Origin of the sequence: Pseudomonas sp. HMWF032, from assembly GCF_003060885.1 — a bacterium.
Taxonomy (GTDB): Bacteria; Pseudomonadota; Gammaproteobacteria; order Pseudomonadales; family Pseudomonadaceae; genus Aquipseudomonas.
The window spans coordinates 174,385-196,861 of the sequence record NZ_QAIG01000008.1 but is presented as its reverse complement, the minus strand read 5'-3'; the positions used below and the strand labels follow the sequence as shown (position 1 = coordinate 196,861).

The window sequence follows — 22,477 nt, the reverse complement described above, 5'->3', positions numbered from 1 at the left end:
CGCATAAAAAACGGGAGCCTCGGCTCCCGTTTTTTATTCGCGAGATTTACCGGGCTCGTCAGCCAGCAGGCTGGTGCGCAGACTGTCGGACAGGCCGTTAGGCGACAGCCAGATGCCCAGGTAGGCCTTGGCCAGCTCCTTGTCCTGGCTAGCGAAGGCGGTCTTACCGTTCACTTCCAGGGTGAGGCCGCTTTCGATGTTGAAGTTCAGGGCGTAACGGTCACCCGGGCGAATGTCGCGGAAGGTGGCGTGCAGGGCATCGAGGCCTGGGCGCAGGCGGTCGAGTGTCTTGGCGTTATGTTGGCGCTCAAGCGTGACCCAGGCAGCTTTGATCACGTCTTGGCTGTCTATATTGCGGAAATAGTACAGCTCCAGACGCTGGTTAAGAGGTTGGGTGAATGCCTGGCTGGCGCTGGCTTGGGCCGGTGCGTAGAAGGCTGCCGCGTAAACATCGGCCCACAGGTAGGTGAGCACGCTCTGGTTCTTGCGTTCCAGGCTGTTTTGCGCGAGTTCGCGGGTGGTGGCGAAGTTGGCCTCCTGCAGGCGTTCGCGGGTATTGGCGAACAGGTCGCCGCTGAGTAGCAGTAGGGTGGTGAGCACCAGTAAAAGGCGCATGGCAGAACTCCAGTGGGGGATGGGTGTTATTTCACCTGTTGATCAGCTTCAGTCAATCTGCGATCTGTTGCCTCCTGTTACGTAAAAAGGTCAAAAGCCGGCGCTCGGGTGGCCAGTGGCGGAGGGTGGGCTCTATAATCGGGCAGATTTTCCCCGCGACTGACATCTTGCCCAGCACCTGATCATGCATCGGTGTTGCGTTGCAGTTTTTGCTGTACTGATGTCTTCCGTATTCTAAAAAAGCTTATAAATCAGTGGTTAGGCAAACCTATGATCAAGATAAAACATGGGCTTGACTTGCCCATAACCGGCGCGCCGGTGCAGCGTATAGAAGCCGCAAGGCCCGTGCGCAGCGTCGCCGTCATAGGCTTCGATTATCACGGCATGAAGCCGACCATGGAGGTCCAGGTCGGTGATCGCGTCAAACTTGGGCAAGTATTGTTCTCCGACAAGAAGTCGCCAGGTGTGCAGTTCACTGCGCCTGCTGCCGGCGTAATCAGCGCCATTCATCGCGGTGAAAAGCGCGTCCTGCAATCGGTGGTAATCGATGTTGAAGGTGATGAGCAAATCACCTTTGAATCCTTTGCTGCCTCTCAGCTGGCAAGTGTTGGTGCGGCAAAAGTGCGCGAAGTTCTGCAGCAGTCCGGTCTATGGACTGCATTGCGCGCGCGCCCTTTCAGCAAAGTACCTGCGGCTGATGCTCAGCCCCGCTCGATTTTTGTTACCGCCATGGATACTCATCCGCTGGCCGCTGATCCGGCGGTGGTGATTGCCGAGTACGCCGCTGATTTTGAACATGGCCTGCAGGTATTGGGCAATTTGGCCAAGGTTTTTCTGTGCAAGGCTGCTGGCAGCAACCTGCCAGGCGAGCAACTGAGCCAGGTGCAGACGCACGCCTTTGCCGGTCCACACCCAGCCGGTCTAGCCGGTACGCACATCCACTTCCTGGACCCAGTGAGTGCCAACAAGAGCGTGTGGTCACTGAATTATCAGGACGTGATCGCCATCGGCAAAGTCTTCACCACCGGGCAGTTGTGGACCGAGCGTGTCGTTGCACTGGCAGGTCCCGTGGTGGAGCAGCCGCGTTTGCTGCGTACCCGCCTGGGTGCCAACCTGAGTGAGCTGACGGCCGGTGAGCTGCAATCTGGGGTCAATCGGGTCATTTCCGGCTCGGTGTTGGGTGGTCGTACGGCCCAGGGCGCATTTGCCTTCCTCGGTCGCTATCACCTGCAGGTCTCCTGCCTGACCGAAGGCAATGACCGCGAGATGCTGCATTACCTGCGTGCCGGGGTGAACAAGCATTCGGTGATGAACATCTTTGTCTCCAAATTGCTGGCGGCGAAGAAGTTTGCTTTCTCCACCACCACCAACGGCAGTCCACGTGCCATGGTTCCGGTGGGTAACTATGAAGCGGTGATGCCGCTGGACATCCTGCCGACGCAATTGCTGCGCTATTTGATTGTCGGCGACACCGAGATGGCCCAGAAACTCGGCTGCCTGGAACTCGACGAAGAAGATCTGGCGCTGTGCACCTATGTGTGTGCCGGCAAGTATGAATACGGCCCGATTCTGCGCGACAACCTCGCCCGTATCGAGAAGGAAGGTTAAGTCATGGGTATCCGTGCATTTCTCGACAAGATCGAGCACAACTTTGAAAAAGGCGGTAAATACGAGAAGTGGTATGCCCTGTATGAGGCGGTCGACACCTTCTTCTATCGTCCCGGCAGTGTGACCAAGACCACGGCACATGTGCGCGACGGCATCGACCTCAAGCGCATGATGATCACCGTGTGGCTATGCACCTTTCCGGCCATGTTCTTTGGCATGTGGAACACCGGTTACCAGGCCAACCTGATTTTCGCCAACAGCCCTGAGCTGCTGGCCGCCCAGGAAGGCTGGCGCTTTGCGCTGATCGGCTCACTGGCCGGTTTTGATCCCAGCAGCCTGTGGGACAACTTTATCCAGGGCGCGGCTTACTTCCTGCCGGTCTACGCGGTGACCTTCATCGTCGGCGGTTTCTGGGAAGTGCTGTTTGCTTCGATCCGCAAGCATGAAGTCAACGAAGGTTTCTTCGTCACCTCCGTGCTGTTTGCCTTGATCCTGCCGCCGAGTATTCCGCTGTGGCAGGTGGCCCTGGGGATCAGCTTCGGCGTGGTGATCGGTAAGGAAGTGTTCGGCGGTACCGGTAAGAACTTCCTCAACCCAGCCCTGACAGGGCGTGCCTTTCTGTTCTTCGCCTACCCGGCGCAGATGTCCGGTGATGCTGTGTGGACCGCGGTTGACGGCTTTGCCGGCGCCACCTCGTTGAGCCTGGCTGCAGCTGGCGGCATCGAGAACGTGGTGAACAATGGCATCACGTGGGTGGATGCCTTTGTCGGCACCATTCACGGCTCCATGGGCGAAACCAGCACCCTGGCGATCCTCATTGGCGGTGGTGTGTTGCTGATCACCAAGATTGCCTCTTGGCGTATTGTGACGGGTGTGATGCTGGGCATGATTGGCTTCAGCCTGCTGCTCAATGTCTTGGGCTCCAATACCAACCCGATGTTTGCCATGCCTTGGTATTGGCACTTGGTTGTGGGCGGTTTCGCCTTCGGTATGTTGTTCATGGCAACCGACCCGGTGTCGTCGTCCATGACCAACACCGGCAAATGGATCTTTGGTGCCTTAATCGGTGTGATGGTGGTGATGATCCGCGTGATCAACCCGGCCTTCCCGGAGGGTATGATGCTGGCGATCCTGTTCGCCAACCTGTTCGCACCGCTGATCGACCACTTCGTCGTTCAAGCCAATATCAAGCGGAGGCTGGCACGCAATGTCTAGTCAAAAAGAATCCACCGTCCGTACCTTGGTGGTGGCCCTGTTGGTCTGCCTGGTGTGTTCGATTTTCGTCGCCGGCGCCGCCGTGGCGCTGAAGCCGACCCAGGTGGAAAACCGTCAGCTGGACAAGCAGCGCAGCATTCTGGCCATTGCCGGGCTGGGCGATTCAGGCATGAGCGCTGCGCAGGTCAAGGCATTGTTTGCTGAGCGGATCAGCGCCCGCGTGGTCGATCTGGACAGCGGTACTTTTAGCGACGCTCAGGACCCGCTGACCTTCGACCCGTTGAAAGCCTCCAAAGACCCGAAACTGTCTGAGGCCCTCAGCAGCGCCGAGGATATTGCCTCGATCAAGCGGCGTGAGCGTTTCACCACCGTCTATCTGGTTGAGCAGGACAGCAAATTGCAGACCGTGATTCTGCCCGTGCGTGGTTACGGCCTGTGGTCGACTCTGCATGGCTTTATGGCGCTGCAGGGCGACCTGAACACCGTGGCAGGCTTCGGCTTCTACCAGCACGCGGAGACACCGGGTCTGGGCGGGGAAGTGGACAACCCGAAGTGGAAGAGCCTGTGGCTGGGCAAGACCCTGTTTGACGACAAGGGCGAGCTGGCCATCCAGATCATCAAAGGTAACGTCGATGCGCAGAGCGCACAGGCCACCCATCAGATCGATGGTCTGGCGGGTGCAACCCTCACCAGCAATGGTGTGAATAACCTGCTGCACTTCTGGCTCGGGGAGAACGGTTTTGCCCAGTTCCTCGCCAATCTGCAAAAAGGGGAGGCTTGATCATGTCGCAGCCGACTATTAAAGAAGTTCTGCTTAACCCGATTTTCAACAACAACCCCATCGGTTTACAGATTCTCGGTATCTGTTCTGCACTGGCAGTCACTTCGAACCTGAAAACCGCGTTGGTGATGTCGATTGCCCTGACCCTGGTAACCGGCTTTTCCAACCTATTCATTTCGATGATTCGCAGCCAGATTCCCAGCTCGATTCGCATGATCGTGCAGATGGTGATCATCGCGTCACTGGTGATCGTGGTCGATCAGGTGCTCAAGGCCTTTGCTTTCAGCCTGTCCAAACAGCTCTCGGTGTTTGTCGGCCTGATCATCACCAACTGCATCGTGATGGGCCGTGCCGAGGCCTTTGCCATGCAGAACCCGCCCGTGCTGTCGTTCTTCGACGGTATTGGTAACGGTCTGGGCTACAGCGCCATGCTGATCGTGTTGGGTATCGTGCGCGAGCTGTTCGGTGCGGGCAAATTGATGGGCTACGAGATCATTCCGGTGATCAACGACGGTGGCTGGTATCAGCCCAATGGCTTGCTGCTGCTGCCGCCTTCGGCATTCTTCCTGATCGGGCTGTTCATCTGGGCCTTGCGTGCCTGGAAGAAAGACCAAGTCGAGAAACCGAGCTTCAAAATGGCGCCTCAGGTATCTAATAAGGAGGCCTACTGATGGAGCATTACCTCAGCTTGCTGGCCAAGGCGGTGTTCGTTGAGAACATGGCCCTGGCATTCTTCCTCGGCATGTGCACCTTCATCGCCATCTCCAAGAAGGTTGAAACGGCGATTGGCCTGGGTATCGCTGTCGTTGTGGTGCAAGTCATCACCGTGCCGGCAAATAACCTGATTTACACCTACCTGCTGAAAGACGGTGCGCTGGCCTGGGCGGGTTTGCCGGAAGTGGACCTGAGCTTCCTTGGGCTGCTCAGCTACATCGGGGTGATCGCGGCGATTGTGCAGATCCTTGAGATGCTCTTGGATAAGTACGTCCCGAGTCTGTACAACGCCCTGGGCGTGTTCCTGCCGCTGATCACTGTGAACTGCGCCATCATGGGCGGTACCCTGTTCATGGTCGAGCGTGACTACAACCTGGCGGAAAGTACCGTGTACGGCTTCGGCTCCGGTCTGTCCTGGGCGCTGGCGATTGCTGCTCTGGCGGGGATTCGTGAGAAGCTCAAGTACAGCGATGTGCCGGAAGGCCTGCAGGGGCTGGGCATCACCTTTATCACCATCGGTCTGATGTCTCTGGGCTTTATGTCCTTCTCTGGTGTGCAGTTGTAAGGACGGATGCCTAGATGATTACTAACGAGATTTTTATCGCAATCGGCATGTTCACCGGCATTGTGCTGGCGTTGGTGCTGGTCATTCTTGCTGCGCGCGCCAAGCTGGTTTCCAGCGGTGACGTGAGCATCGAGATCAATGGCGAGAAGACCATTGTCGTGCCGGCTGGCGGCAAGTTGCTGCAGACCCTGGCGGCCAACAACATCTTCCTGTCGTCGGCCTGTGGTGGTGGCGGTACCTGCGCACAGTGCCGGTGTGTGGTGGAAAGCGGCGGTGGCGAAATGCTGCCGACCGAAGAAGCCGCATTCACCCGTCGTGAAGCCAAGGCTGGCTGGCGCCTGTCCTGCCAGACCCCGGTCAAGCAGGACATGAAGATCGACGTGCCGGAAGAAGTGTTCGGCGTGAAGAAGTGGGAATGCACGGTTGAGTCCAACCCCAACGTGGCCACCTTCATCAAGGAATTGACCCTGAAACTGCCGCCAGGCGAGAACGTTGACTTCCGCGCCGGTGGCTATGTGCAGCTGGAATGCCCACCGCACGAGGTGCATTACAAGGATTTCGACATTCAGCCGGAATATCGTGGCGACTGGGACAAGTTCAACCAGTGGAAGTACGTATCCAAGGTCGAGGAGACCGTGATCCGTGCCTACTCCATGGCCAACTACCCCGAAGAAGTCGGTCTGGTGAAGTTCAATATCCGTATCGCTTCGCCACCTCCGGGCAAGGACGACTTGCCGCCAGGCAAGATGTCTTCCTGGGTGTTCAGTCTCAAACCGGGTGACAAGGTCACCGTGTACGGGCCGTTTGGTGAGTTCTTCGCCAAGGACACCGATGCCGAGATGATCTTTATCGGCGGTGGTGCGGGTATGGCGCCAATGCGTTCGCACATCTTCGACCAGCTCAAACGCCTCAAGTCCAAACGTAAGATCAGCTTCTGGTACGGTGCACGCTCCATGCGCGAGGCGTTCTACGTTGAAGAGTACGATCAGCTGCAAGCGGAAAACCCGAACTTCCAATGGCACCTGGCACTGTCCGACCCGCAGCCGGAAGATAACTGGAGCGGCCTCAAGGGCTTCATCCACAACGTGCTGTACGAGAACTACCTGAAGGACCACCCGGCTCCGGAAGAGTGTGAGTTCTACATGTGTGGCCCGCCCATGATGAACGCCGCTGTGATCAAGATGTTGGTCGAGCTGGGTGTGGAGGAGGAGAACATCCTGCTCGACGACTTCGGAGGCTGATCATGAACAATGCGGTACTACGGCCCGTTATCGCTGTCAGCCTGCTGGCAGCCCTAACGGGCTGCTGGTTTTCAGAGCGAATAGAAGAGTTCGGTGGCCCGACCATGGGGAGCACCTACTCGATCAAGTACGTGCGCAGTGACGGCGCTCCAAGCCTTGACCAGCTCAAACATGAAACCGATGCGATCCTCAGCGAAGTCGATCAGCAGATGTCGACCTACCGTGATGACTCGCTGATCGAACAGTTCAACCAGGCACCTGCAGGCACCTGCCAGACCATGCCAGCACCGGTGCTGGAGTTGGTCGAGGCCGGACGCATCCTCAATGAGCAGAGTCAGGGCGCGTTCGACCTGACCTTGGAGCCCTTGCTCAACCTCTGGGGGTTCGGTCCTCAAGGCCGCGCAGAGCAGGTGCCGACTGCCGAGCAGCTGGCCGCAGCGCGTGCCCGCACGGGGATGCAGTACCTGCGGCGTGACGGGCAGCAACTGTGCAAGGAAATCAACCTGCAGGTCGATTTCAATAGCATCGCTGCCGGCTATACCGTGGACCGGATCGCGCAGCGTCTGACTGAGCTGGGAGTCAAAAGTTACTTGGTTGAAGTCACGGGTGAGCTCAAGGCCGCTGGTATCAAGCCGGATGGGCAGCCCTGGCGCATCGGCCTTGAAGCTCCGCAGGAAGGTGAGCGGGTGGCTCAGCGGATTCTGGCACTGGATGGCTACGGCATTTCCACTTCAGGTGATTACCGCAATTACTTCGAGGAGAATGGCCGGCGCTATTCGCACACCCTTGATCCGTTGACGGCCGCGCCGATCACCCACACCCTGGCAGCTGTCACGGTGGCCGATAAATCGACCCTGCGCGCCGATGGCTTGTCTACATTACTTATGGTGATGGGCACCGAGCGTGGCCTGGTATTTGCTGAACGTATGGGTATCGCCGCGTTTTTCGTGACCCGCGAAGGCGACGCCTTCGTCACACAGGGCACTCAGGCTTTCGAGCAGCTGTTTGCCGCAGGAGAAGAGCAATGACATTCGTGGTGGTTTTTCTGGTCATGGTGCTGGTCGTCGGCATGATGGCGGTGGGTGTGATCATGGGGCGCAAGCCGATTGCCGGTTCCTGCGGCGGCATCGCCAACCTGGGTATCGAGAAAGAATGCTCAATCTGTGGCGGTAGCCGCGAGAAATGCGAAGAAATCAACAGCGATCCGCAGGCCAAGGCAGAGTCCCTGGCGTACGACGCGACCAAACGCTAATCGCCCTGCGGCCGCCGAAGGGCTAGGCTTGCAGCTAAGAACCTGTTCACGATCTGCTGCGCGTCGGCGCTACTGCGTTAAAAACAAGCTCGGAATGCTCATTTACAGCTCGTAAACTCTGCTTCCTTGCTTGTTTTTGCCTTGTAACGCTCTAGCTCGCAAGATCGTGAGTAGCCTCTAACGCATTGATTGTCAGGCTGCGTGCGCAGCACTGGCCCTGCCGAGAGTACGGAACAAGTGCTCCGGTGTGATCTGAAGGAGTAAACATGGCGGTCTACAACTACGACGTGGTGGTGCTGGGTTCCGGCCCCGCGGGTGAAGGCGCGGCGATGAACGCAGCCAAGGCCGGGCGCAAGGTGGCCGTGGTCGACAGCCGCCGCGAAGTCGGCGGCAACTGCACCCACCTGGGCACCATTCCGTCCAAGGCGCTGCGCCACTCGGTGCGGCAGATCATGCAGTTCAACACCAACCCGATGTTCCGCCAGATCGGCGAGCCGCGCTGGTTTTCATTTCCCGATGTGCTGAAAAGCGCCGAGCGGGTGATTGCCAAGCAGGTGAGTTCGCGCACCGGCTACTACGCGCGTAACCGAATAGATGTGTTTTTCGGTACCGGCAGTTTCGCCGACGAGCGTACTGTTGAAGTGGTGTGCGCCAATGGTGTGGTGGAAAAGCTGGTGGCCAAGCAGATCGTTATCGCCACCGGTTCGCGCCCGTATCGCCCGGCTGATGTGGATTTTCGCCATCCGCGGATCTATGACAGTGACACCATCCTCAGCCTGACCCACACGCCGCGCCGCATCATCATTTATGGTGCCGGGGTTATCGGCTCCGAGTACGCCTCGATCTTCAGCGGTCTGGGGGTACTGGTCGACTTGATCGACAACCGTGATCAGCTGCTGAGCTTCCTTGATGCGGAAATCTCCGATGCGTTGAGTTACCACCTGCGCAACAACAACGTGCTGATTCGTCACAACGAAGAATACGAAAGTGTTGAAGGACTGGAGAACGGGGTGATCCTGCACCTCAAGTCCGGCAAGAAGATCAAGGCCGATGCCTTTCTCTGGTGCAACGGCCGTACCGGCAATACCGATCAGCTGGGGTTGGAGAATATTGGCATCAAGGTCAACAGTCGCGGCCAGATTGATGTCGACCAGAACTACCGCACCCCGGTGTCGAATATCTATGCCGCTGGTGATGTGATCGGCTGGCCGAGTTTGGCCAGTGCGGCTGCTGATCAGGGCCGTTCGGCGGCGGGCAGCATTGTCGACAATGGCAGCTGGCGTTTTGTTGATGATGTGCCGACCGGCATTTACACCATTCCGGAGATCAGCTCGATCGGCAAAACCGAGCGCGAGCTGACCCAGGCCAAGATCCCCTATGAAGTAGGCAAGGCGTTCTTCAAGGGCATGGCCCGTGCGCAGATTTCCCATGAGCCGGTGGGCATGCTGAAGCTTCTCTTCCATCGGGAAACCCTGGAAGTACTCGGCGTGCACTGCTTCGGTTACCAGGCCTCGGAGATTGTGCATATCGGCCAGGCGATCATGAACCAGAAGGGGGAGGCCAATACCATCAAGTATTTCGTCAACACCACCTTCAACTACCCAACCATGGCGGAGGCCTATCGGGTGGCGGCGTTCGACGGCCTCAACCGGCTTTTTTGAGCGGCACCGGCCGGCAGCCTGAGCCGGTCGGGGAGGCAGGCTGGGTAGTGGCTTCCGAGTGGCACTGGCCGAATCGGGAGAGCTTCTAGCCTCTCAGGCGGCAGCAACGAAAAACCGGCCCATGGGCCGGTTTTTTCATGCGTGTGGGTGACACGGGGCTACCCGCTTAGCGTGGCCACTGCCAGGCCGGGGAAGTCAGTGATGATGCTGTCCACGCCGAAGTCCGCCAGGCGGCGCATCAATGCCGGTTCATTGACCGTCCATACCGAGACATGCAAGCCCGCTTTCTGGGCTTTGAGCAGGCGCTCCGGGGTGCACAGCGTCCAGTTCAGCGCGAGCAAATGGCAGCCGTAGTGCTTGGCCACCTTGAGTGGGTCGAGCCAGGCGTATTCGGCCACCAGCCCGCGCTGCAGGTGCGGCGTCAGGCGTTGCAGGGCGCTTAGGACTTCACGCGAGCTGGAGGTGACGGTGACCTTGTCGGTCAGGTTGTAGCGCTCAGCCAGCTCGGCAATAGCCTTAACCATGCGCGCCGAACGAACCTTTGAGGCGCTTTTGACTTCCAGCTGCCAGTGCTCGAAATCGCAGTGCTGGAACAGCTCCTCCAGACGCGGGATCGGGCAAGGCGTGACGGCACCGGGGCCACCTCTACGTGCGTCATAGGTCACCAGCTCGGCGGCGTCGTGCTCGACCACTTTGCCGCGGTGGCCGGTGGTGCGTTTGAGCGTTGGGTCGTGAATCACCATCAGCTCGCCATCGCGCGACAGGTGAAGATCCAGCTCGCAGCGGCGCACGCCATGCTGTAGGCACTGCTGGAAACTGGCCAGGGTGTTTTCCGGTGCTTCGCCTTTGGCACCGCGGTGTCCATAAATAACTGTCACTGTTGCTCCTTGTCTGGCAGGGCGGCGCCGGGCTGATGGTGGCGCACGCTGTTGATCACGTGTTTATGCTCGAAGTAGACGCTGAATTCGCGATAGTCCCAGCGGGTGATCGGTGGGTTGCCGACGCTGGGGTGCTCTTCGTCGGCGAGGCCGAATCGCTCCAACACGGCACGCTGTGATTCGCCAAGCTGCGGTACTTGCAGGTTGCTGGTCCCCTGCTGGCCGATGGGTATTTGCAGGCTATCGGCGTGGACGCTGACGGGCATGAGTACGGCGAGAAGCAAAAGCAGGCGGGGCATGATGGCTCGCTATCAGGATTGCAGAGGTTGCTCGCGTGCTTGGCGACGCTCCAGGGCCTGGCGCTGCAGGATATGTCGAGCAAGCAGCTGACGTTGGGCATCGGTCAAGGCTTCGAATTCCGCACCAATTTCAAATTGCTGCGAAGGGAGGCTGCTGCAGTGTACGACCTTGGCGCGCAGCAACAAGCCGAGGGCTTGCGGCATGAGCACCATCTTTACCGCCAAATGCGCGCCAATGACAACCGGCTGGGCATTGTTGAAGCTGACGCCGCCCTCGGACAGGCTGACCTTGCGTGGCGCACCGATGTCGCGCAGCAAGCTCTGCGCCACGGCCTGGCCGAGCAGGTCGATGCGTTTGTTCATGACCTTGAGGTAGCTGGCCAGGGTGCGGTCACGTTCGGTGATGTGTCGCAGCAGGTGCTGCGACTCGAAGTCCATCAAGTGCAGATCGCTGAGCAGGTTGAACAGCGGCGAGCTGTCGTGAAGCTCGTCACTGGCCAGGGCTTCAGCCCCGGAAAGCTGGGTGAATTCCAGTGCGATCGTATCGTCGATACGATAGTATTCGCGGCGATCATCTTCATCTTGAGTCGGCATGGCGAACCCATGGCAGCAGTAGTGGTCGAAGAACCTGTTCAAAGTCTTGCGAGCTAGCGGCATGCAAGGCGAAAAGTGGTTAGGAAGCGCTGTTTACGAATGTAAATGAGCATTCCGAGACAGTTTTCAACGTAGCAGGTCCGACGCGCAGCAGACTTTACCCTGGTTCAGAGTGTAAGGCTGCTCGCCAAGCCCCCACAAGGACGTTTCTTTTTCCCTCGAATCAGCCCAACATGTTCAGACCTCTGTTCGTTTTTATCGGCACGCGCTACACGCGGGCCAAGCGTCGCAACCACTTCGTGTCCTTTATTTCCCTGACCTCGATGATCGGGCTGGCACTTGGCGTGCTGGTGATGATTCTGGTGCTGTCGGTGATGAACGGCTTCGACCATGAAATGCGTACCCGCGTGCTCGGTATGGTGCCGCACGCCACGGTCGAGAGCGCCACGCCGATCAAGGACTGGCGCAGCCTGGCCAACAAGGCGCAGCGCAATCCGCAGGTGTTGGCGGTTGCGCCCTTTAGCCAGATGCAGGGCCTGCTGACCAACGACGGCAAGGTGCAGAAAGTGCTGATCAATGCGGTCGATCCGCTTGAAGAAGCCAAGGTCTCGATCATCGGCAACTTCTTCAAGCTTGAAGACGGTGGCAAGGGTTCGCTGGATGCCCTTAAGCCCGGCGAGTTCGGCATGGTGCTGGGCGACAAGGCCGCCACTAAGCTCGGTGTTGGCTTGGGTGACAAGGTCACCTTTGTTGCCCCGGAAGTCACGGTGACGCCGGCCGGCATGTTTCCGCGCCTCAAGCGTTTTACTGTGGTTGGCATCTTCCATGTTGGCGCCGGCGAGATCGACGGCCACCTGGCCCTGACCCATGTTCAGGATCTGGCGCGTTTGCAGCGCTGGCAGGCCGATCAGGTGCAGGGTATTCGCCTGAAATTCGCTGACCTGTTCGAGGCTCCGCGCACTGCCTGGGCGCTGGCGCAAACTCTCGGCGAAGGTGATTACTATGCCCGCGATTGGACCCGTACCCACGGCAACCTGTACCAGGCGATCCGCATGGAGAAAGCGATGATTGGCCTGCTGCTGCTGCTGATCGTTGCGGTGGCCGCCTTCAACATCATCTCCACCCTGGTCATGGTGGTCACCGACAAGAAGGGCGATATCGCTATCCTGCGCACCCTGGGCGCGACGCCAAGGCAGATCATGGCGATCTTTATGGTTCAGGGCACGGTGATCGGCGTGTTCGGCACGGCGATTGGCGCGGTACTGGGCTGCCTTGCCGCCTTGAACATCAGCAGTGCGATTGCCGCTCTGGAAGGGCTGTTGGGGATCAAATTCCTCAATGCCGATGTGTATTTCATCGACTACCTGCCCTCGCAGCTGATGCTGGCGGACGTGCTGCTGGTCTGCGGTGCGGCATTGATTCTCAGTTTCTTCGCCACCCTGTATCCGGCCTGGCGTGCAGCGCGCACCCAGCCTGCGGAGGCTCTGCGTTATGAATGATCAGGTTATGAGTGATTCGGTTATGCAAGATCGTGCAGTGTTGAGTTGTCGCAACCTCGGTAAAAGCTATGACGAAGGTCCGCAATCGGTTGTAGTGCTGCAGGACCTGCAGCTGGAACTGCACCCTGGCGAGCGTGTGGCGATTGTCGGCAGTTCCGGGTCGGGCAAGAGTACCTTGCTCAATATGCTTGGTGGCCTGGATACGCCGAGCAGCGGCAGCGTCTGGCTGGCGGGCGAGGAGTTGTCGGCGCTGAATGAAAAACAGCGCGGCCTGCTGCGTAACCGCGCGCTGGGTTTCGTTTACCAGTTCCACCACCTGCTGCCGGAATTCACCGCGCTGGAAAACGTGTGTATGCCATTGCTGATTGGCCGTACGCCGATCAGTGAGGCGCGTCAGCGTGCCACTGCGCTGCTGGAGCGTGTTGGCCTGGGCCATCGCCTGGCGCACAAGCCGTCTGAGCTGTCCGGTGGTGAGCGTCAGCGTGTGGCAATTGCCCGCGCTTTGGTCAATCAGCCGGGCCTGGTGCTGCTTGATGAGCCCACCGGCAACCTCGATCATCATACCGCGCAAGGCATTCAGGACCTGATGAAGGAGTTGAGCCGCTCCTCGCAGACCGCCTTTCTGGTGGTGACCCACGACATGGCGCTGGCCCAGCAGATGGACCGCATCCTGCGTCTGGAAGACGGCAAGCTGGTGACCGCCTGATGTTTCGTCCGCTGAGTATCTTTATCGGTATCCGCTATACCGGGGCCAAGCGGCGCAACCACTTTATTTCCTTTATCTCGATGACTTCGATGATCGGCCTGGCCTTGGGTGTGTTGGCCATGATTGTGGTGTTGTCGGTGATGAACGGTTTCCAGAAGGAAATGAGCACGCGCATCCTCGGTATGGTGCCGCATGCCAGCATCGCCGCGGCGCAGCCGCTGGATGACTGGCAGCAGGTTGCCGCCGCTGCGAAGAGCAACCCTCAGGTGGTCGCCGCTGTGCCGTTTGCCGAGCTGGAAGGCATGCTTTCGGTGCGTGGCGCGATGCAGCCGGTGCAGCTTCACGGTATCGATCCGGCGCTGGAGCCGCAGGTGTCGATTATCGACAAGCATATGCAGCAAGGCCGCCTGAGCGATTTGCGCGAAGGCGAGTTCGGTGTGGTGCTCGGTGAGATCACCGCGCGACGCTTCCAACTGCGGGTGGGCGATAAGCTGGCGTTGATCGTGCCGGAACTGAGCAGCGTACCGGGCGGCATTAGCCCACGCATGCAACGCCTCAACGTGGTCGGCATCTTCAAGGTCGGCGCCGAACTGGACAGCTCGTTAGCGTTAATCCACGTCGCCGATGCGGCACATATCCAGCGTATGCAGCCGGGCCAGGTGCAGAGCGTGCGCCTGAAGTTGAAAGACCTCTACCAGGCGCCGCAAGTGGCCGCGCAGATTGTCGGTGAGTTGGGCGCAGGTTACAGCTACGCTGACTGGACCCTGACCCAGGGCAGCCTGTTCAGTGCGATGAAAATGGAAAAGACCATGATCGGTCTGTTGCTGCTGCTGATCGTCGCCGTGGCGGCTTTCAACATCATCGCCACCTTGATCATGGTGGTGGCGGACAAGGGCGCGGATATCGCCATTTTGCGTACCCTGGGTGCGACGCCGGGGCAGATCATGGGCATCTTTATGGTGCAAGGTACGGTGATCGGCGTGATCGGTACGCTGATTGGCGCGGTGCTGGGTATTTTTGCTGCGTTGAATGTCAGTCAACTTGTGGGCTGGATCGAGCGCCTGAGCGGTCAGCAGGTAATGAGCGCGGATGTGTATTTCATCAGTAACCTGCCGTCTGAGTTACTGCTGTCTGATGTTCTGCTGATCTGCGGCGCGGCCTTCAGCCTGAGCTTTCTGGCCACCGTCTACCCGTCCTGGCGAGCCGCGCAGATTCAGCCGGCCGATGCGCTGCGTTACGAATAAGCTACGCTGGCAGAAACCCCAAAGCCGTTACTGAGTAACGGCTTTTTTATGTCAGTGCTGAACGTCTTAGTGAGATTGGCGACGATTTTCCTGACGTTTGCGCCAACTGCGACGCACCCACCAGCGCCAGTAGGCCTGGGTGCCGAAATAGCCCATCAGGGCGAATAGCAAGCCCAGCGCAAGGGCACCGAGATAGAGCGGTTGCCAGTGGGTTTGCAGGACCTGGCCAATCCAGCTGAGGGTGATTTCATCGGGCATTTGCAGGGTTGGGGTGTTGATTAGCCAGGCGCCGAACTTGTAGCTGCAATAAAACACTGGCGGCATGGTAATCGGATTGGTCAGCCAGACCAGCCCGATGGATATTGGCAGGTTACCTCGGGCCGGAATGGCTACGGCTGCGGCCGCGATCATTTGCATCGGCATCGGAATCATTGCCCAGAACAGGCCGATGGCCATGGCGCGTGATACCGAATGGCGGTTGAGGTGCCAGAGATTGGGGTCGTGGATCAGATTACCAAGAAAGCGCAGTGATTTATTGGCCTTGATACTGTCCGGATGGGGCATGTAGCGCTTGAATAGACGACGCGGCATGAAGGCTCTCTGGCGGGTAAACGCGCGAACATTATGCCCCCGTTGATGGCAGCCTGCTTTCACACTTTGTGACAGCAAATAAGCAAAGGCTGATCGATAGGTGAAACGCGGTATTCGACTCATGGAGCGAGTCTATGCGCACAGGAATTTTCGCGCTGGTAGCCGGGCTACTGGTGCTGCGCTTCCTTCCGGCTTTGCCACCCTTGTGGCTGCTGGCTGTTCTGCCGGTCGCCGGCTTGATGTTATTGCCATTTCGCAGTTATCCCATTGCGTTGTTTCTATTTGCCTTCACTTGGGCATGTGTATCGGCGCAATGGGCGCTGGATGATCGTCTGGTGCAGCAAATGGATGCACGAACCCTATGGTTACAGGGGCGGGTAGTTGGTCTGCCTCAATTAGGCGAGGGGGTGGTGCGCTTTGAATTGGAACAGGTGGTTTCCCGTCGTGACAAATTGCCCGCACGTTTGCGCCTGGCTTGGTATGACGGACCGGCTGTGCGTGCGGGTCAAACCTGGCGTCTGGCGCTACGGCTAAAGCGCCCCCATGGTTTGGTCAATCCTCAGACGTTCGATTACGAGGCCTGGCTGCTGGCGCAGCGTATTGGTGGCACGGGTACCGTAAAAAGCGGCGAGTTGATCGCGCCAGCGAGTGGAACAGGGGCCTGGCGTGACCGTTTGCGTCAGCAGCTTTTAGCAACGCCTGCACATGGCCGCGAAGGCGCGTTGGCAGCGCTGGTGTTGGGTGACGATTCGGGGCTTTCGACAGCAGATTGGCAGGTGCTGCAGAACACCGGCACTGTGCACTTGATGGTGATCTCTGGCCAGCATATCGGTCTTTTGGCGGCGCTGTTATATGGCCTGGTTGCCGGCATGGCGCGTCTGGGATTCTGGCCGCGCAGCTGGCCCTGGCTGCCCTGTGCTTGTGCAGTGGCCTTGGCCGGCGCTTTGGCTTATGGGGGGTTGGCAGGTTTTGAGGTGCCGGTACAGCGTGCCTGCGTGATGATCGGTTTGGTGCTGCTCTGGCGCTGGCGTTTCCGCCATCTGGGCGTATGGTTGCCTGTATTACTGGCATTGCTTGCGGTGTTGCTGGGTGAGCCGTTGGCCAGTTTGCAGCCGGGTTTCTGGTTGTCTTTTGGCGCGGTGATGCTGCTGATCCTGACCTTCAGTGGTCGGCTGGGTGCCTGGCCCTGGTGGAACACCTTACTGCGTGCGCAGTGGGCCATGGCCATCGGCTTGTTGCCACTGCTGTTGGCCCTCGGTTTGCCTGTGAGTGCCAGTGCTCCTTTGGCCAACCTGGTAGCGGTTCCCGTGGTTGGATTACTGGTAGTGCCGCTGGCATTAATCGGCACGCTATTGCTGCCCTTGCCTGTGGTCGGTGCTGCACTGCTCTGGGTAGCAGGCTGGGTGCTCGATCTGCTGTTTGAGTTACTCACGCAGTTGGCCCTGTGGCTGCCGGCCTGGTTGCCGAGCGCCTTGCCACTCTGGGCCTGGCTGCTGGTGGCGCTGGGTGCGCTGGTGTTGCTATTGCCGGCCGCCTTGCCGATGCGCAGCCTGGGCGCATTACTGCTGCTGCCCTTGTTGTTCAGCCCGCAGCAGCGTCCTGAATACGGGCGGGCGGAGGTGTGGATGCTGGATGTCGGCCAGGGGCTGGCGGTGTTAGTGCGCACCCAGAAGCATGATTTGCTGTATGACGCTGGACCGCGATTTGGTGAGTTCGATACCGGTGAGCGGGTGGTGCTGCCTTCTCTACGGGCACTGGATGTGCGTGCTCTCGATGTGCTGCTGATCAGTCATGCCGATAACGATCACTCCGGTGGCGCTGCTGCAATCCGGCGCGGTTTACCCGTCAGGCAGGTACTTAGTGGTGAGCCGGATAAGCTGGAACCTGCGTGGCAGGCTGCAGCTTGTGTCAGTGGGCGGCAGTGGCAATGGGACGGGGTGCAACTCAGTACCTGGCGCTGGGAGAGTGCCAGCGATGGCAATCAGTCTTCCTGCGTGTTGCATATTGAAGCCAATGGCGAGCGTCTGTGGTTGGCCGGCGATATTGACGCTAACGCCGAACAGGCACTGCTCAGTAGTGGCCTGGAAATGCCGGCGCAGTGGCTGCTGGCGCCGCACCATGGCAGCCGCAGTTCATCCTCGGCGTCTTTCCTGGCAAAGGTCAGGCCTACAGCTGCGCTGATTTCCCGTGGTGCGCACAATGCTTTTGGCCATCCGCATGCTGAGGTTGTCGAGCGCTACCGGGCGCTGGATGCACAGCTGTATGACACCGCTGTGCACGGTGCGGTGCGGATTCGCCTGGGGGCGTTTGAGCCGGCGCAGGGTTTGCGTAACCATGCACGCTTTTGGCGGGAAAAATGAGAACGGCGGCGGTCGGCGAGGCCGCAGCCCTATGCTAGAGTGGCGCCACTTTTGTGAAGGGGATCTGCCACCGTGTGGGAACTGGTCAAAGCTGGCGGCTGGATGATGCTGCCAATCATTCTGTGTTCTATCGCTGCGGCCGGCATCATTGCCGAGCGCCTGTGGACGTTGCGGCCGAGCCGCATTACCCCACCCAACCTGCTGGGGCAGGTGTGGAAGTGGATCAAAGAGAAAAAACTCAATAATCAGAAGCTCAAGGAACTGCGCGCCAACTCGCCGTTGGGGCAAATCCTTGCGGCTGGCCTGGCCAACTCCAAGCATGGTCGCGAGATCATGAAAGAGTGCATTCAGGAAGCCGCCGCGCGGGTCATCCATGACCTGGAACGTTACCTCAATGCCCTGGGCACCATTGCCGGTATCGCGCCACTGCTGGGGCTGCTTGGTACGGTGCTGGGCATGATCGAAATTTTCAGTTCGTTCATGGGCACCGGTATGGCCAATGCATCCTCGCTGGCCGGCGGTATTTCCAAGGCGCTGATCACCACTGCGGCCGGCTTGATCGTGGCCATTCCTGCGTTGTTCTTCCACCGCTACTTGCAGCGCCGTGTCGATGAACTGGTGGTCGGCATGGAGCAGGAAGCCATCCGCTTGGTGGAAGTGGTGCAGGGTGACCGTGACGTCGATCTGGGCGAGGACAAGGCGTGAAATTCCGGCGTAAACCGCGGGAAAACGTCGAGATCAACCTGGCCTCGCTGATCGACGTGGTGTTTATCCTGCTGCTGTTCTTCGTGGTCACCACCACTTTTACCCGTGAGACCCAGCTCAAGGTTGATCTACCGGAGGCCGCCACTGGCACGCCACCTGAGCAGACTGAACTCAAGCAGCTGGAAATCCTGATTGCCGCTGACGGTAGCTACTCGCTGAATGCCAAGCAGTTGCTGAAAAGTGATCTGGAAAGCCTGATGGCTGCGCTGCAGAAGGAGTCGGAAGGCGATAACAGCCTTCCGCTGATCATCAGCGCCGATGCCAAGGCGCAGCATCAGGCGGTGATCACTGCCATGGATGCGGCCGGCAAGTTGGGTTTTGCCCATCTGCGTATGACCACTATCGAGGCGCAAGCTGCGCCTTGAGGGTTGCCCACTGATGAGCCTGTCCGCACGCCTTACTGCTGCCTGGTACGCCGGTCATCCGGCGCTGGGCCTGCTGCGTCCGCTGGAGTGGTTGTATCGCGCGGTGGTGCTGCGCAAGCGCGCACGTTTTCTGGCGGGTGAGGGTGAGATCTACCGTGCTCCCGTGCCGGTGGTGGTGGTCGGCAATATCACTGTCGGCGGCACCGGCAAGACCCCGATGATTCTCTGGCTGATCGAGCATTGCCGCCGTCAGGGGCTGCGCGTCGGCGTGGTCAGTCGCGGTTATGGCGCTCAGCCGCCGCAGCTGCCCTGGCGCGTGCAGGCTGATCAGGCTGCCAGCGTGGCCGGTGATGAGCCGCTGCTGATCGTGCAGCGTAGCGGCGTGCCGCTGATGATTGATCCTGATCGCAGTCGCGCGGTGGCTGCCTTGCTGGCGGCCGAGCCGCTGGACCTGATCCTCAGTGATGACGGCTTGCAGCACTACCGCCTGGCCCGCGATCTCGAACTGGTGCTGATCGATGCCGTGCGCGGCCTGGGCAATCGCCGTTGTCTGCCCGCAGGTCCGTTGCGTGAGCCGGTCGAGCGTCTCTTAAGCGTGGATGCACGGCTTTATAACGGCGCGAATGCGGACTCGTCGGATGGCTACGCCTTTACCTTGCAGCCACGCAATCTGATCAACCTGCGCAGTGGCGAAGTGCGTCCCTTGACGCATTTTCCTGCGGGTCAGGCGCTGCATGCCGTGGCCGGTATTGGCAATCCGCAGCGTTTCTTCAACACCCTCGAAGGGCTACACTGGCGGTCTGTCGCGCATGCCTTTGCCGACCACGCGCCGTACAGTGCCGAGTTGCTGAACTTCAGCCCGGCGCTACCGGTGCTGATGACGGAAAAGGATGCGGTCAAGTGCCGTGCCTTTGCGGCTGACGATTGGTGGTACCTGGCGGTGGATGCCGAGCCTTCGGCCGCGTTTGTCGCCTGGTTTGATCAGCAATTGCAGCGTCTTGTGCCGCGCGCCTGACTGTTCTGATCATTCGGCGGCCTCGTCCGCCTCAGCAGTTGCTTCCTATCAAGGATCTCCCATGGACCCGAAACTACTCGACATTCTCGCCTGCCCACTGTGCAAGGGCCCGCTGAAGCTTGCTGCTGACAAGAGTGAGCTGATCTGCAAGGCCGACGCACTGGCATTCCCGGTTCGCGATGGCATCCCCGTGATGCTGGAAACCGAAGCCCGCACCCTCAACGTCGACGAGCGTCTGGATAAGTAAATGAGCACTGCCTTTACCGTTGTGATTCCGGCACGCTTCGCTTCCAGCCGCCTGCCGGGCAAGCCGCTGCAGGATATTGCCGGCAAACCGATGATTCAGCATGTCTGGGAGCAGGCGTGCAAAAGCAGCGCCCAGCAGGTGGTAGTTGCCACCGACGATGCGCGTATTGTGGAGGCCTGTCAGGGCTTTGGTGCGCAGGTGGTGTTGACCCGTGTCGATCACAACTCAGGCACCGACCGCTTGGCTGAAGTGGCTACGGCTTTGGGCCTGGCGGCTGACGCCATCGTGGTCAACGTGCAGGGCGATGAGCCGCTGATTCCGCCGGCGATCATCGATCAGGTGGCCGCCAATCTGGCCGCCAATCCACAGGCCGCCATCGCCACCCTGGCCGAGCCGATTGAAGAGGTTCAGGCGCTGTTCAACCCCAATGTGGTCAAGGTGGTCAGCGACAAGACCGGCCTGGCTCTGACCTTCAGCCGCGCGCCGCTGGCCTGGGCGCGGGATGCCTTTGCCAAAAGCCGTGACGAGTTGCCGGCCGGCGTGCCGTACCGTCGTCACATCGGCATCTACGCCTACCGTGCGCAGTTTCTGCATGACTTCGTCGCCTGGGGCCCGTGCTGGCTGGAAGACACCGAGTGCCTGGAGCAGCTGCGCGCGCTCTGGCATGGCGTGCGTATCCATGTCGCCGATGCTCTGCAAGCGCCGCCTGCGGGTGTCGACACACCGGAAGACCTGGAGCGGGTTCGTCGCCTGCTGGGGGCCTGATGCGCGTTCTGTTTGTCTGTTTGGGCAATATCTGCCGCTCGCCCACGGCCGAAGGTGTGTTGCGCCATAAGCTGCGTGAAGCGGGGTTGGAAGGGCGCGTCGAAGTGGATTCGGCGGGCACGGGCGACTGGCACGTGGGTAAGGCAGCGGATCTGCGCACGCGTCAGGCGGCGCAGCAGCGCGGCTATGACCTGTCTGCGTTGCGCGGCCGGCAGGTCAAGGCGGCGGATTTTCATGCTTTCGACCTGATTCTGGCGATGGATAACAGCAATCTGCGCGACCTGCAGCAGCTGCGTTCGGGCAATGATGCGGCCGAGCTGGATCTGTTTTTACGCCGTTATCAGCTGGGACTGGATGAAGTGCCGGATCCTTATTACGGCGGCGCAGCCGGTTTCGAGCAGGTGCTGGACCTGATCGAGCAGGCCTGTGATGCCTTGGTGCTCGAACTCAAGGGGCGCTTATGAGCGTGCAGGTGCGCACTCAGGTATCGCTGAAACCCTATAACAGCTTTGCCGTCGAGGCTCAGGCCAGGCATTTTGCCGAAGCCGAGAACGATCAGCAGGTGCGCGAAGCGCTGAGCTATGCGCAAGCGCGGCAGTTGCCGCTGTTATTGCTCGGGGGTGGCAGCAATCTGCTGCTCACCACTGACGTTGAGGCGCTGGTGCTGCGCATGGCCAGTCGTGGCATTCGCGTACTCAGCGATAACGGCGAGCGTGTGGTGATTGAGGCGGAGGCGGGGGAGCCCTGGCATCCATTTGTGCAGTGGACGCTGGCGCAAGGTTTTGCCGGTTTGGAAAACCTCAGCCTGATTCCTGGCACAGTGGGTGCGGCACCGGTACAAAATATTGGTGCCTACGGTGTTGAGCTAAAGGATCTGTTTGCCGGGTTGACTGCCCTGGATCGTTATAGCGGCGAGTTGCGTGAGTTTTCTCTGCAGGATTGCGCCTTTGCCTACCGCGATAGCCTTTTCAAACGAGAAAGCGGGCGCTGGGTCATCCTGCGGGTGCGCTTTGCCTTGAGTCGCACGGCAGCGTTGCATCTGGATTATGGTCCGGTGCGTCAGCGTCTGGCAGAGCAGGGGATCGGTGCTCCGACGGCGCTGGATGTCAGTCAGGCCATCTGTGCCATTCGCAGTGAAAAGCTGCCTGATCCTGCTGTGCTGGGCAATGCCGGAAGCTTCTTCAAGAACCCGTTGGTATCGAGTGAGCTGGCGCAACGCTTGCGTGCTGAGCATGCCGATCTGGTGGCGTATGCTCAGGCAGATGGACAGGTCAAGCTGGCCGCCGGCTGGTTGATCGAACGGGCGGGCTGGAAGGGCTTTCGTGAGGGTGATGCGGGCGTGCATCGTTTGCAGGCGCTGGTACTGGTGAATTACGGCGCAGCCACCGGGGCGCAACTATTGGCACTGGCGCAGCGTATCCAGGCGGATATTGCCCAGCGTTTTGCGGTGGAGTTGGAGATTGAGCCAAACGTGCTGTAAGGCGTTTGGCGGCAGGC

General features: G+C 59.5%; 25 protein-coding genes. 20 read left to right on the top strand and 5 right to left on the bottom strand.

What is annotated here, in order from left to right:
* Positions 1-33: 33 nt before the first annotated feature.
* Complete coding sequence (locus DBR00_RS13345; RefSeq protein WP_108487864.1) at positions 34-615, bottom strand: chalcone isomerase family protein; 582 nt, start codon at positions 613-615, stop codon at positions 34-36.
* Positions 616-885: 270 nt separating this feature from the next.
* Between DBR00_RS13345 and DBR00_RS13340 the strand changes: the two genes are divergently transcribed.
* From DBR00_RS13340 to sthA, 9 genes are all read left to right on the top strand, one after another.
* The gene (locus tag DBR00_RS13340) at positions 886-2,223 is read left to right on the top strand and encodes a Na(+)-translocating NADH-quinone reductase subunit A (protein ID WP_108487865.1); all 1,338 of its coding nucleotides are present in this window, start codon (positions 886-888) and stop codon (positions 2,221-2,223) included.
* A gap of 3 nt (positions 2,224-2,226) precedes the next feature.
* Complete coding sequence (locus DBR00_RS13335) at positions 2,227-3,438, top strand: NADH:ubiquinone reductase (Na(+)-transporting) subunit B (protein ID WP_108487866.1); 1,212 nt, start codon at positions 2,227-2,229, stop codon at positions 3,436-3,438.
* Complete coding sequence (locus tag DBR00_RS13330; RefSeq protein WP_108487867.1) at positions 3,431-4,219, top strand: Na(+)-translocating NADH-quinone reductase subunit C; 789 nt, start codon at positions 3,431-3,433, stop codon at positions 4,217-4,219. The genes DBR00_RS13335 and DBR00_RS13330 overlap by 8 nt, the downstream gene beginning before the upstream one ends.
* Complete coding sequence (locus tag DBR00_RS13325) at positions 4,216-4,890, top strand: NADH:ubiquinone reductase (Na(+)-transporting) subunit D (RefSeq protein WP_177479990.1); 675 nt, start codon at positions 4,216-4,218, stop codon at positions 4,888-4,890. The genes DBR00_RS13330 and DBR00_RS13325 overlap by 4 nt, the downstream gene beginning before the upstream one ends.
* Positions 4,890-5,498 carry an NADH:ubiquinone reductase (Na(+)-transporting) subunit E gene (gene nqrE / locus DBR00_RS13320; RefSeq protein ID WP_108487869.1) on the top strand — a complete coding sequence of 203 codons (609 nt, stop codon included), beginning with the start codon at positions 4,890-4,892 and terminating at the stop codon, positions 5,496-5,498. The genes DBR00_RS13325 and nqrE overlap by 1 nt, the downstream gene beginning before the upstream one ends.
* Positions 5,499-5,512: 14 nt before the next feature.
* Positions 5,513-6,739 carry an NADH:ubiquinone reductase (Na(+)-transporting) subunit F gene (gene nqrF / locus DBR00_RS13315; RefSeq protein ID WP_108487870.1) on the top strand — a complete coding sequence of 409 codons (1,227 nt, stop codon included), beginning with the start codon at positions 5,513-5,515 and terminating at the stop codon, positions 6,737-6,739.
* Positions 6,740-6,741: 2 nt separating this feature from the next.
* Entirely contained in the window at positions 6,742-7,767 is a 1,026-nt protein-coding gene (locus DBR00_RS13310; RefSeq protein WP_108487871.1) for an FAD:protein FMN transferase, read from the top strand.
* Positions 7,764-7,991: a (Na+)-NQR maturation NqrM gene (gene nqrM / locus DBR00_RS13305; protein WP_108487872.1), complete on the top strand. Its 228-nt coding sequence runs from the start codon at positions 7,764-7,766 to the stop codon at positions 7,989-7,991. The genes DBR00_RS13310 and nqrM overlap by 4 nt, the downstream gene beginning before the upstream one ends.
* A 266-nt stretch (positions 7,992-8,257) precedes the next feature.
* The gene (gene sthA, locus DBR00_RS13300; RefSeq protein ID WP_108487873.1) at positions 8,258-9,652 is read left to right on the top strand and encodes a Si-specific NAD(P)(+) transhydrogenase; all 1,395 of its coding nucleotides are present in this window, start codon (positions 8,258-8,260) and stop codon (positions 9,650-9,652) included.
* 158 nt (positions 9,653-9,810) lie between these two features.
* Here sthA and DBR00_RS13295 read toward each other — a convergent pair whose 3' ends face one another.
* The 3 genes from DBR00_RS13295 to DBR00_RS13285 are packed head-to-tail and all read right to left on the bottom strand — an operon-like array spanning position 9,811 to position 11,423.
* Positions 9,811-10,530, bottom strand: a complete 720-nt coding sequence (locus DBR00_RS13295; RefSeq protein WP_108487874.1) for a glycerophosphodiester phosphodiesterase — start codon at positions 10,528-10,530, stop codon at positions 9,811-9,813.
* Complete coding sequence (locus DBR00_RS13290; protein ID WP_108487875.1) at positions 10,527-10,829, bottom strand: phosphodiesterase; 303 nt, start codon at positions 10,827-10,829, stop codon at positions 10,527-10,529. Before DBR00_RS13290 ends, DBR00_RS13295 begins: the two co-directional genes overlap by 4 nt.
* A 12-nt stretch (positions 10,830-10,841) precedes the next feature.
* Positions 10,842-11,423 (bottom strand): PilZ domain-containing protein, encoded by a 582-nt coding sequence (locus tag DBR00_RS13285; RefSeq protein ID WP_108487876.1) that lies wholly within the window; start codon positions 11,421-11,423, stop codon positions 10,842-10,844.
* Between the two features lie 233 nt (positions 11,424-11,656).
* Here DBR00_RS13285 and DBR00_RS13280 point away from each other — a divergent pair, with 233 nt between their 5' ends.
* Genes DBR00_RS13280 through DBR00_RS13270 form a run of 3 tightly spaced genes read left to right on the top strand, consistent with a single transcriptional unit; the run spans position 11,657 to position 14,872 of the window.
* The gene (locus DBR00_RS13280) at positions 11,657-12,922 is read left to right on the top strand and encodes a lipoprotein-releasing ABC transporter permease subunit (protein WP_108487877.1); all 1,266 of its coding nucleotides are present in this window, start codon (positions 11,657-11,659) and stop codon (positions 12,920-12,922) included.
* A 22-nt stretch (positions 12,923-12,944) separates the two neighbouring features.
* Entirely contained in the window at positions 12,945-13,628 is a 684-nt protein-coding gene (gene lolD / locus DBR00_RS13275) for a lipoprotein-releasing ABC transporter ATP-binding protein LolD (protein WP_177479998.1), read from the top strand.
* On the top strand, positions 13,628-14,872 hold the full coding sequence (locus DBR00_RS13270; RefSeq protein ID WP_108487879.1) for a lipoprotein-releasing ABC transporter permease subunit: 1,245 nt from the start codon (positions 13,628-13,630) through the stop codon (positions 14,870-14,872). The genes lolD and DBR00_RS13270 overlap by 1 nt, the downstream gene beginning before the upstream one ends.
* Positions 14,873-14,938: 66 nt before the next feature.
* Here the strand turns inward: DBR00_RS13270 and DBR00_RS13265 are convergent, their stop codons facing one another.
* Positions 14,939-15,463 (bottom strand): DUF2062 domain-containing protein, encoded by a 525-nt coding sequence (locus DBR00_RS13265; protein ID WP_108487880.1) that lies wholly within the window; start codon positions 15,461-15,463, stop codon positions 14,939-14,941.
* A 134-nt stretch (positions 15,464-15,597) separates the two neighbouring features.
* Here DBR00_RS13265 and DBR00_RS13260 point away from each other — a divergent pair, with 134 nt between their 5' ends.
* The 8 genes from DBR00_RS13260 (at position 15,598) to murB (ending at position 22,460) form a co-directional block, all read left to right on the top strand.
* Positions 15,598-17,823: a DNA internalization-related competence protein ComEC/Rec2 gene (locus DBR00_RS13260; protein ID WP_177479988.1), complete on the top strand. Its 2,226-nt coding sequence runs from the start codon at positions 15,598-15,600 to the stop codon at positions 17,821-17,823.
* 72 nt (positions 17,824-17,895) lie between these two features.
* Positions 17,896-18,528, top strand: coding sequence for a MotA/TolQ/ExbB proton channel family protein (locus tag DBR00_RS13255; protein WP_108487881.1), 633 nt, complete (start codon positions 17,896-17,898; stop codon positions 18,526-18,528).
* Entirely contained in the window at positions 18,525-18,953 is a 429-nt protein-coding gene (locus tag DBR00_RS13250) for a biopolymer transporter ExbD (protein WP_090248015.1), read from the top strand. Before DBR00_RS13255 ends, DBR00_RS13250 begins: the two co-directional genes overlap by 4 nt.
* Before the next feature lie 13 nt (positions 18,954-18,966).
* Complete coding sequence (gene lpxK / locus DBR00_RS13245) at positions 18,967-19,968, top strand: tetraacyldisaccharide 4'-kinase (RefSeq protein WP_108487882.1); 1,002 nt, start codon at positions 18,967-18,969, stop codon at positions 19,966-19,968.
* Positions 19,969-20,029: 61 nt separating this feature from the next.
* Entirely contained in the window at positions 20,030-20,215 is a 186-nt protein-coding gene (locus DBR00_RS13240; RefSeq protein ID WP_090387286.1) for a Trm112 family protein, read from the top strand.
* Entirely contained in the window at positions 20,216-20,980 is a 765-nt protein-coding gene (gene kdsB / locus DBR00_RS13235; RefSeq protein WP_108487883.1) for a 3-deoxy-manno-octulosonate cytidylyltransferase, read from the top strand.
* Positions 20,980-21,444 (top strand): low molecular weight protein-tyrosine-phosphatase, encoded by a 465-nt coding sequence (locus tag DBR00_RS13230; RefSeq protein WP_108487884.1) that lies wholly within the window; start codon positions 20,980-20,982, stop codon positions 21,442-21,444. The genes kdsB and DBR00_RS13230 overlap by 1 nt, the downstream gene beginning before the upstream one ends.
* A complete protein-coding gene (gene murB / locus DBR00_RS13225) occupies positions 21,441-22,460 on the top strand; it encodes a UDP-N-acetylmuramate dehydrogenase (RefSeq protein WP_108487885.1) in 1,020 nt (339 codons plus the stop codon). The genes DBR00_RS13230 and murB overlap by 4 nt, the downstream gene beginning before the upstream one ends.
* Positions 22,461-22,477 lie beyond the last annotated feature (17 nt).

What these genes read in the sequence shown, in the direction of transcription:
- DBR00_RS13345 (WP_108487864.1), bottom strand. Translation starts at nt 615, where the DNA reads ATGCGCCTTTTACTGGTGCTCACCACCCTACTGCTACTCAGCGGCGAC.
- DBR00_RS13340 (WP_108487865.1), top strand. Translation starts at nt 886, where the DNA reads ATGATCAAGATAAAACATGGGCTTGACTTGCCCATAACCGGCGCGCCG.
- DBR00_RS13335 (WP_108487866.1), top strand. Translation starts at nt 2,227, where the DNA reads ATGGGTATCCGTGCATTTCTCGACAAGATCGAGCACAACTTTGAAAAA.
- DBR00_RS13330 (WP_108487867.1), top strand. Translation starts at nt 3,431, where the DNA reads ATGTCTAGTCAAAAAGAATCCACCGTCCGTACCTTGGTGGTGGCCCTG.
- nqrE (WP_108487869.1), top strand. Translation starts at nt 4,890, where the DNA reads ATGGAGCATTACCTCAGCTTGCTGGCCAAGGCGGTGTTCGTTGAGAAC.
- nqrF (WP_108487870.1), top strand. Translation starts at nt 5,513, where the DNA reads ATGATTACTAACGAGATTTTTATCGCAATCGGCATGTTCACCGGCATT.
- DBR00_RS13310 (WP_108487871.1), top strand. Translation starts at nt 6,742, where the DNA reads ATGAACAATGCGGTACTACGGCCCGTTATCGCTGTCAGCCTGCTGGCA.
- nqrM (WP_108487872.1), top strand. Translation starts at nt 7,764, where the DNA reads ATGACATTCGTGGTGGTTTTTCTGGTCATGGTGCTGGTCGTCGGCATG.
- sthA (WP_108487873.1), top strand. Translation starts at nt 8,258, where the DNA reads ATGGCGGTCTACAACTACGACGTGGTGGTGCTGGGTTCCGGCCCCGCG.
- DBR00_RS13290 (WP_108487875.1), bottom strand. Translation starts at nt 10,829, where the DNA reads ATGCCCCGCCTGCTTTTGCTTCTCGCCGTACTCATGCCCGTCAGCGTC.
- DBR00_RS13285 (WP_108487876.1), bottom strand. Translation starts at nt 11,423, where the DNA reads ATGCCGACTCAAGATGAAGATGATCGCCGCGAATACTATCGTATCGAC.
- DBR00_RS13280 (WP_108487877.1), top strand. Translation starts at nt 11,657, where the DNA reads ATGTTCAGACCTCTGTTCGTTTTTATCGGCACGCGCTACACGCGGGCC.
- lolD (WP_177479998.1), top strand. Translation starts at nt 12,945, where the DNA reads ATGCAAGATCGTGCAGTGTTGAGTTGTCGCAACCTCGGTAAAAGCTAT.
- DBR00_RS13270 (WP_108487879.1), top strand. Translation starts at nt 13,628, where the DNA reads ATGTTTCGTCCGCTGAGTATCTTTATCGGTATCCGCTATACCGGGGCC.
- DBR00_RS13265 (WP_108487880.1), bottom strand. Translation starts at nt 15,463, where the DNA reads ATGCCGCGTCGTCTATTCAAGCGCTACATGCCCCATCCGGACAGTATC.
- DBR00_RS13260 (WP_177479988.1), top strand. Translation starts at nt 15,598, where the DNA reads ATGCGCACAGGAATTTTCGCGCTGGTAGCCGGGCTACTGGTGCTGCGC.
- lpxK (WP_108487882.1), top strand. Translation starts at nt 18,967, where the DNA reads ATGAGCCTGTCCGCACGCCTTACTGCTGCCTGGTACGCCGGTCATCCG.
- DBR00_RS13240 (WP_090387286.1), top strand. Translation starts at nt 20,030, where the DNA reads ATGGACCCGAAACTACTCGACATTCTCGCCTGCCCACTGTGCAAGGGC.
- kdsB (WP_108487883.1), top strand. Translation starts at nt 20,216, where the DNA reads ATGAGCACTGCCTTTACCGTTGTGATTCCGGCACGCTTCGCTTCCAGC.
- DBR00_RS13230 (WP_108487884.1), top strand. Translation starts at nt 20,980, where the DNA reads ATGCGCGTTCTGTTTGTCTGTTTGGGCAATATCTGCCGCTCGCCCACG.
- murB (WP_108487885.1), top strand. Translation starts at nt 21,441, where the DNA reads ATGAGCGTGCAGGTGCGCACTCAGGTATCGCTGAAACCCTATAACAGC.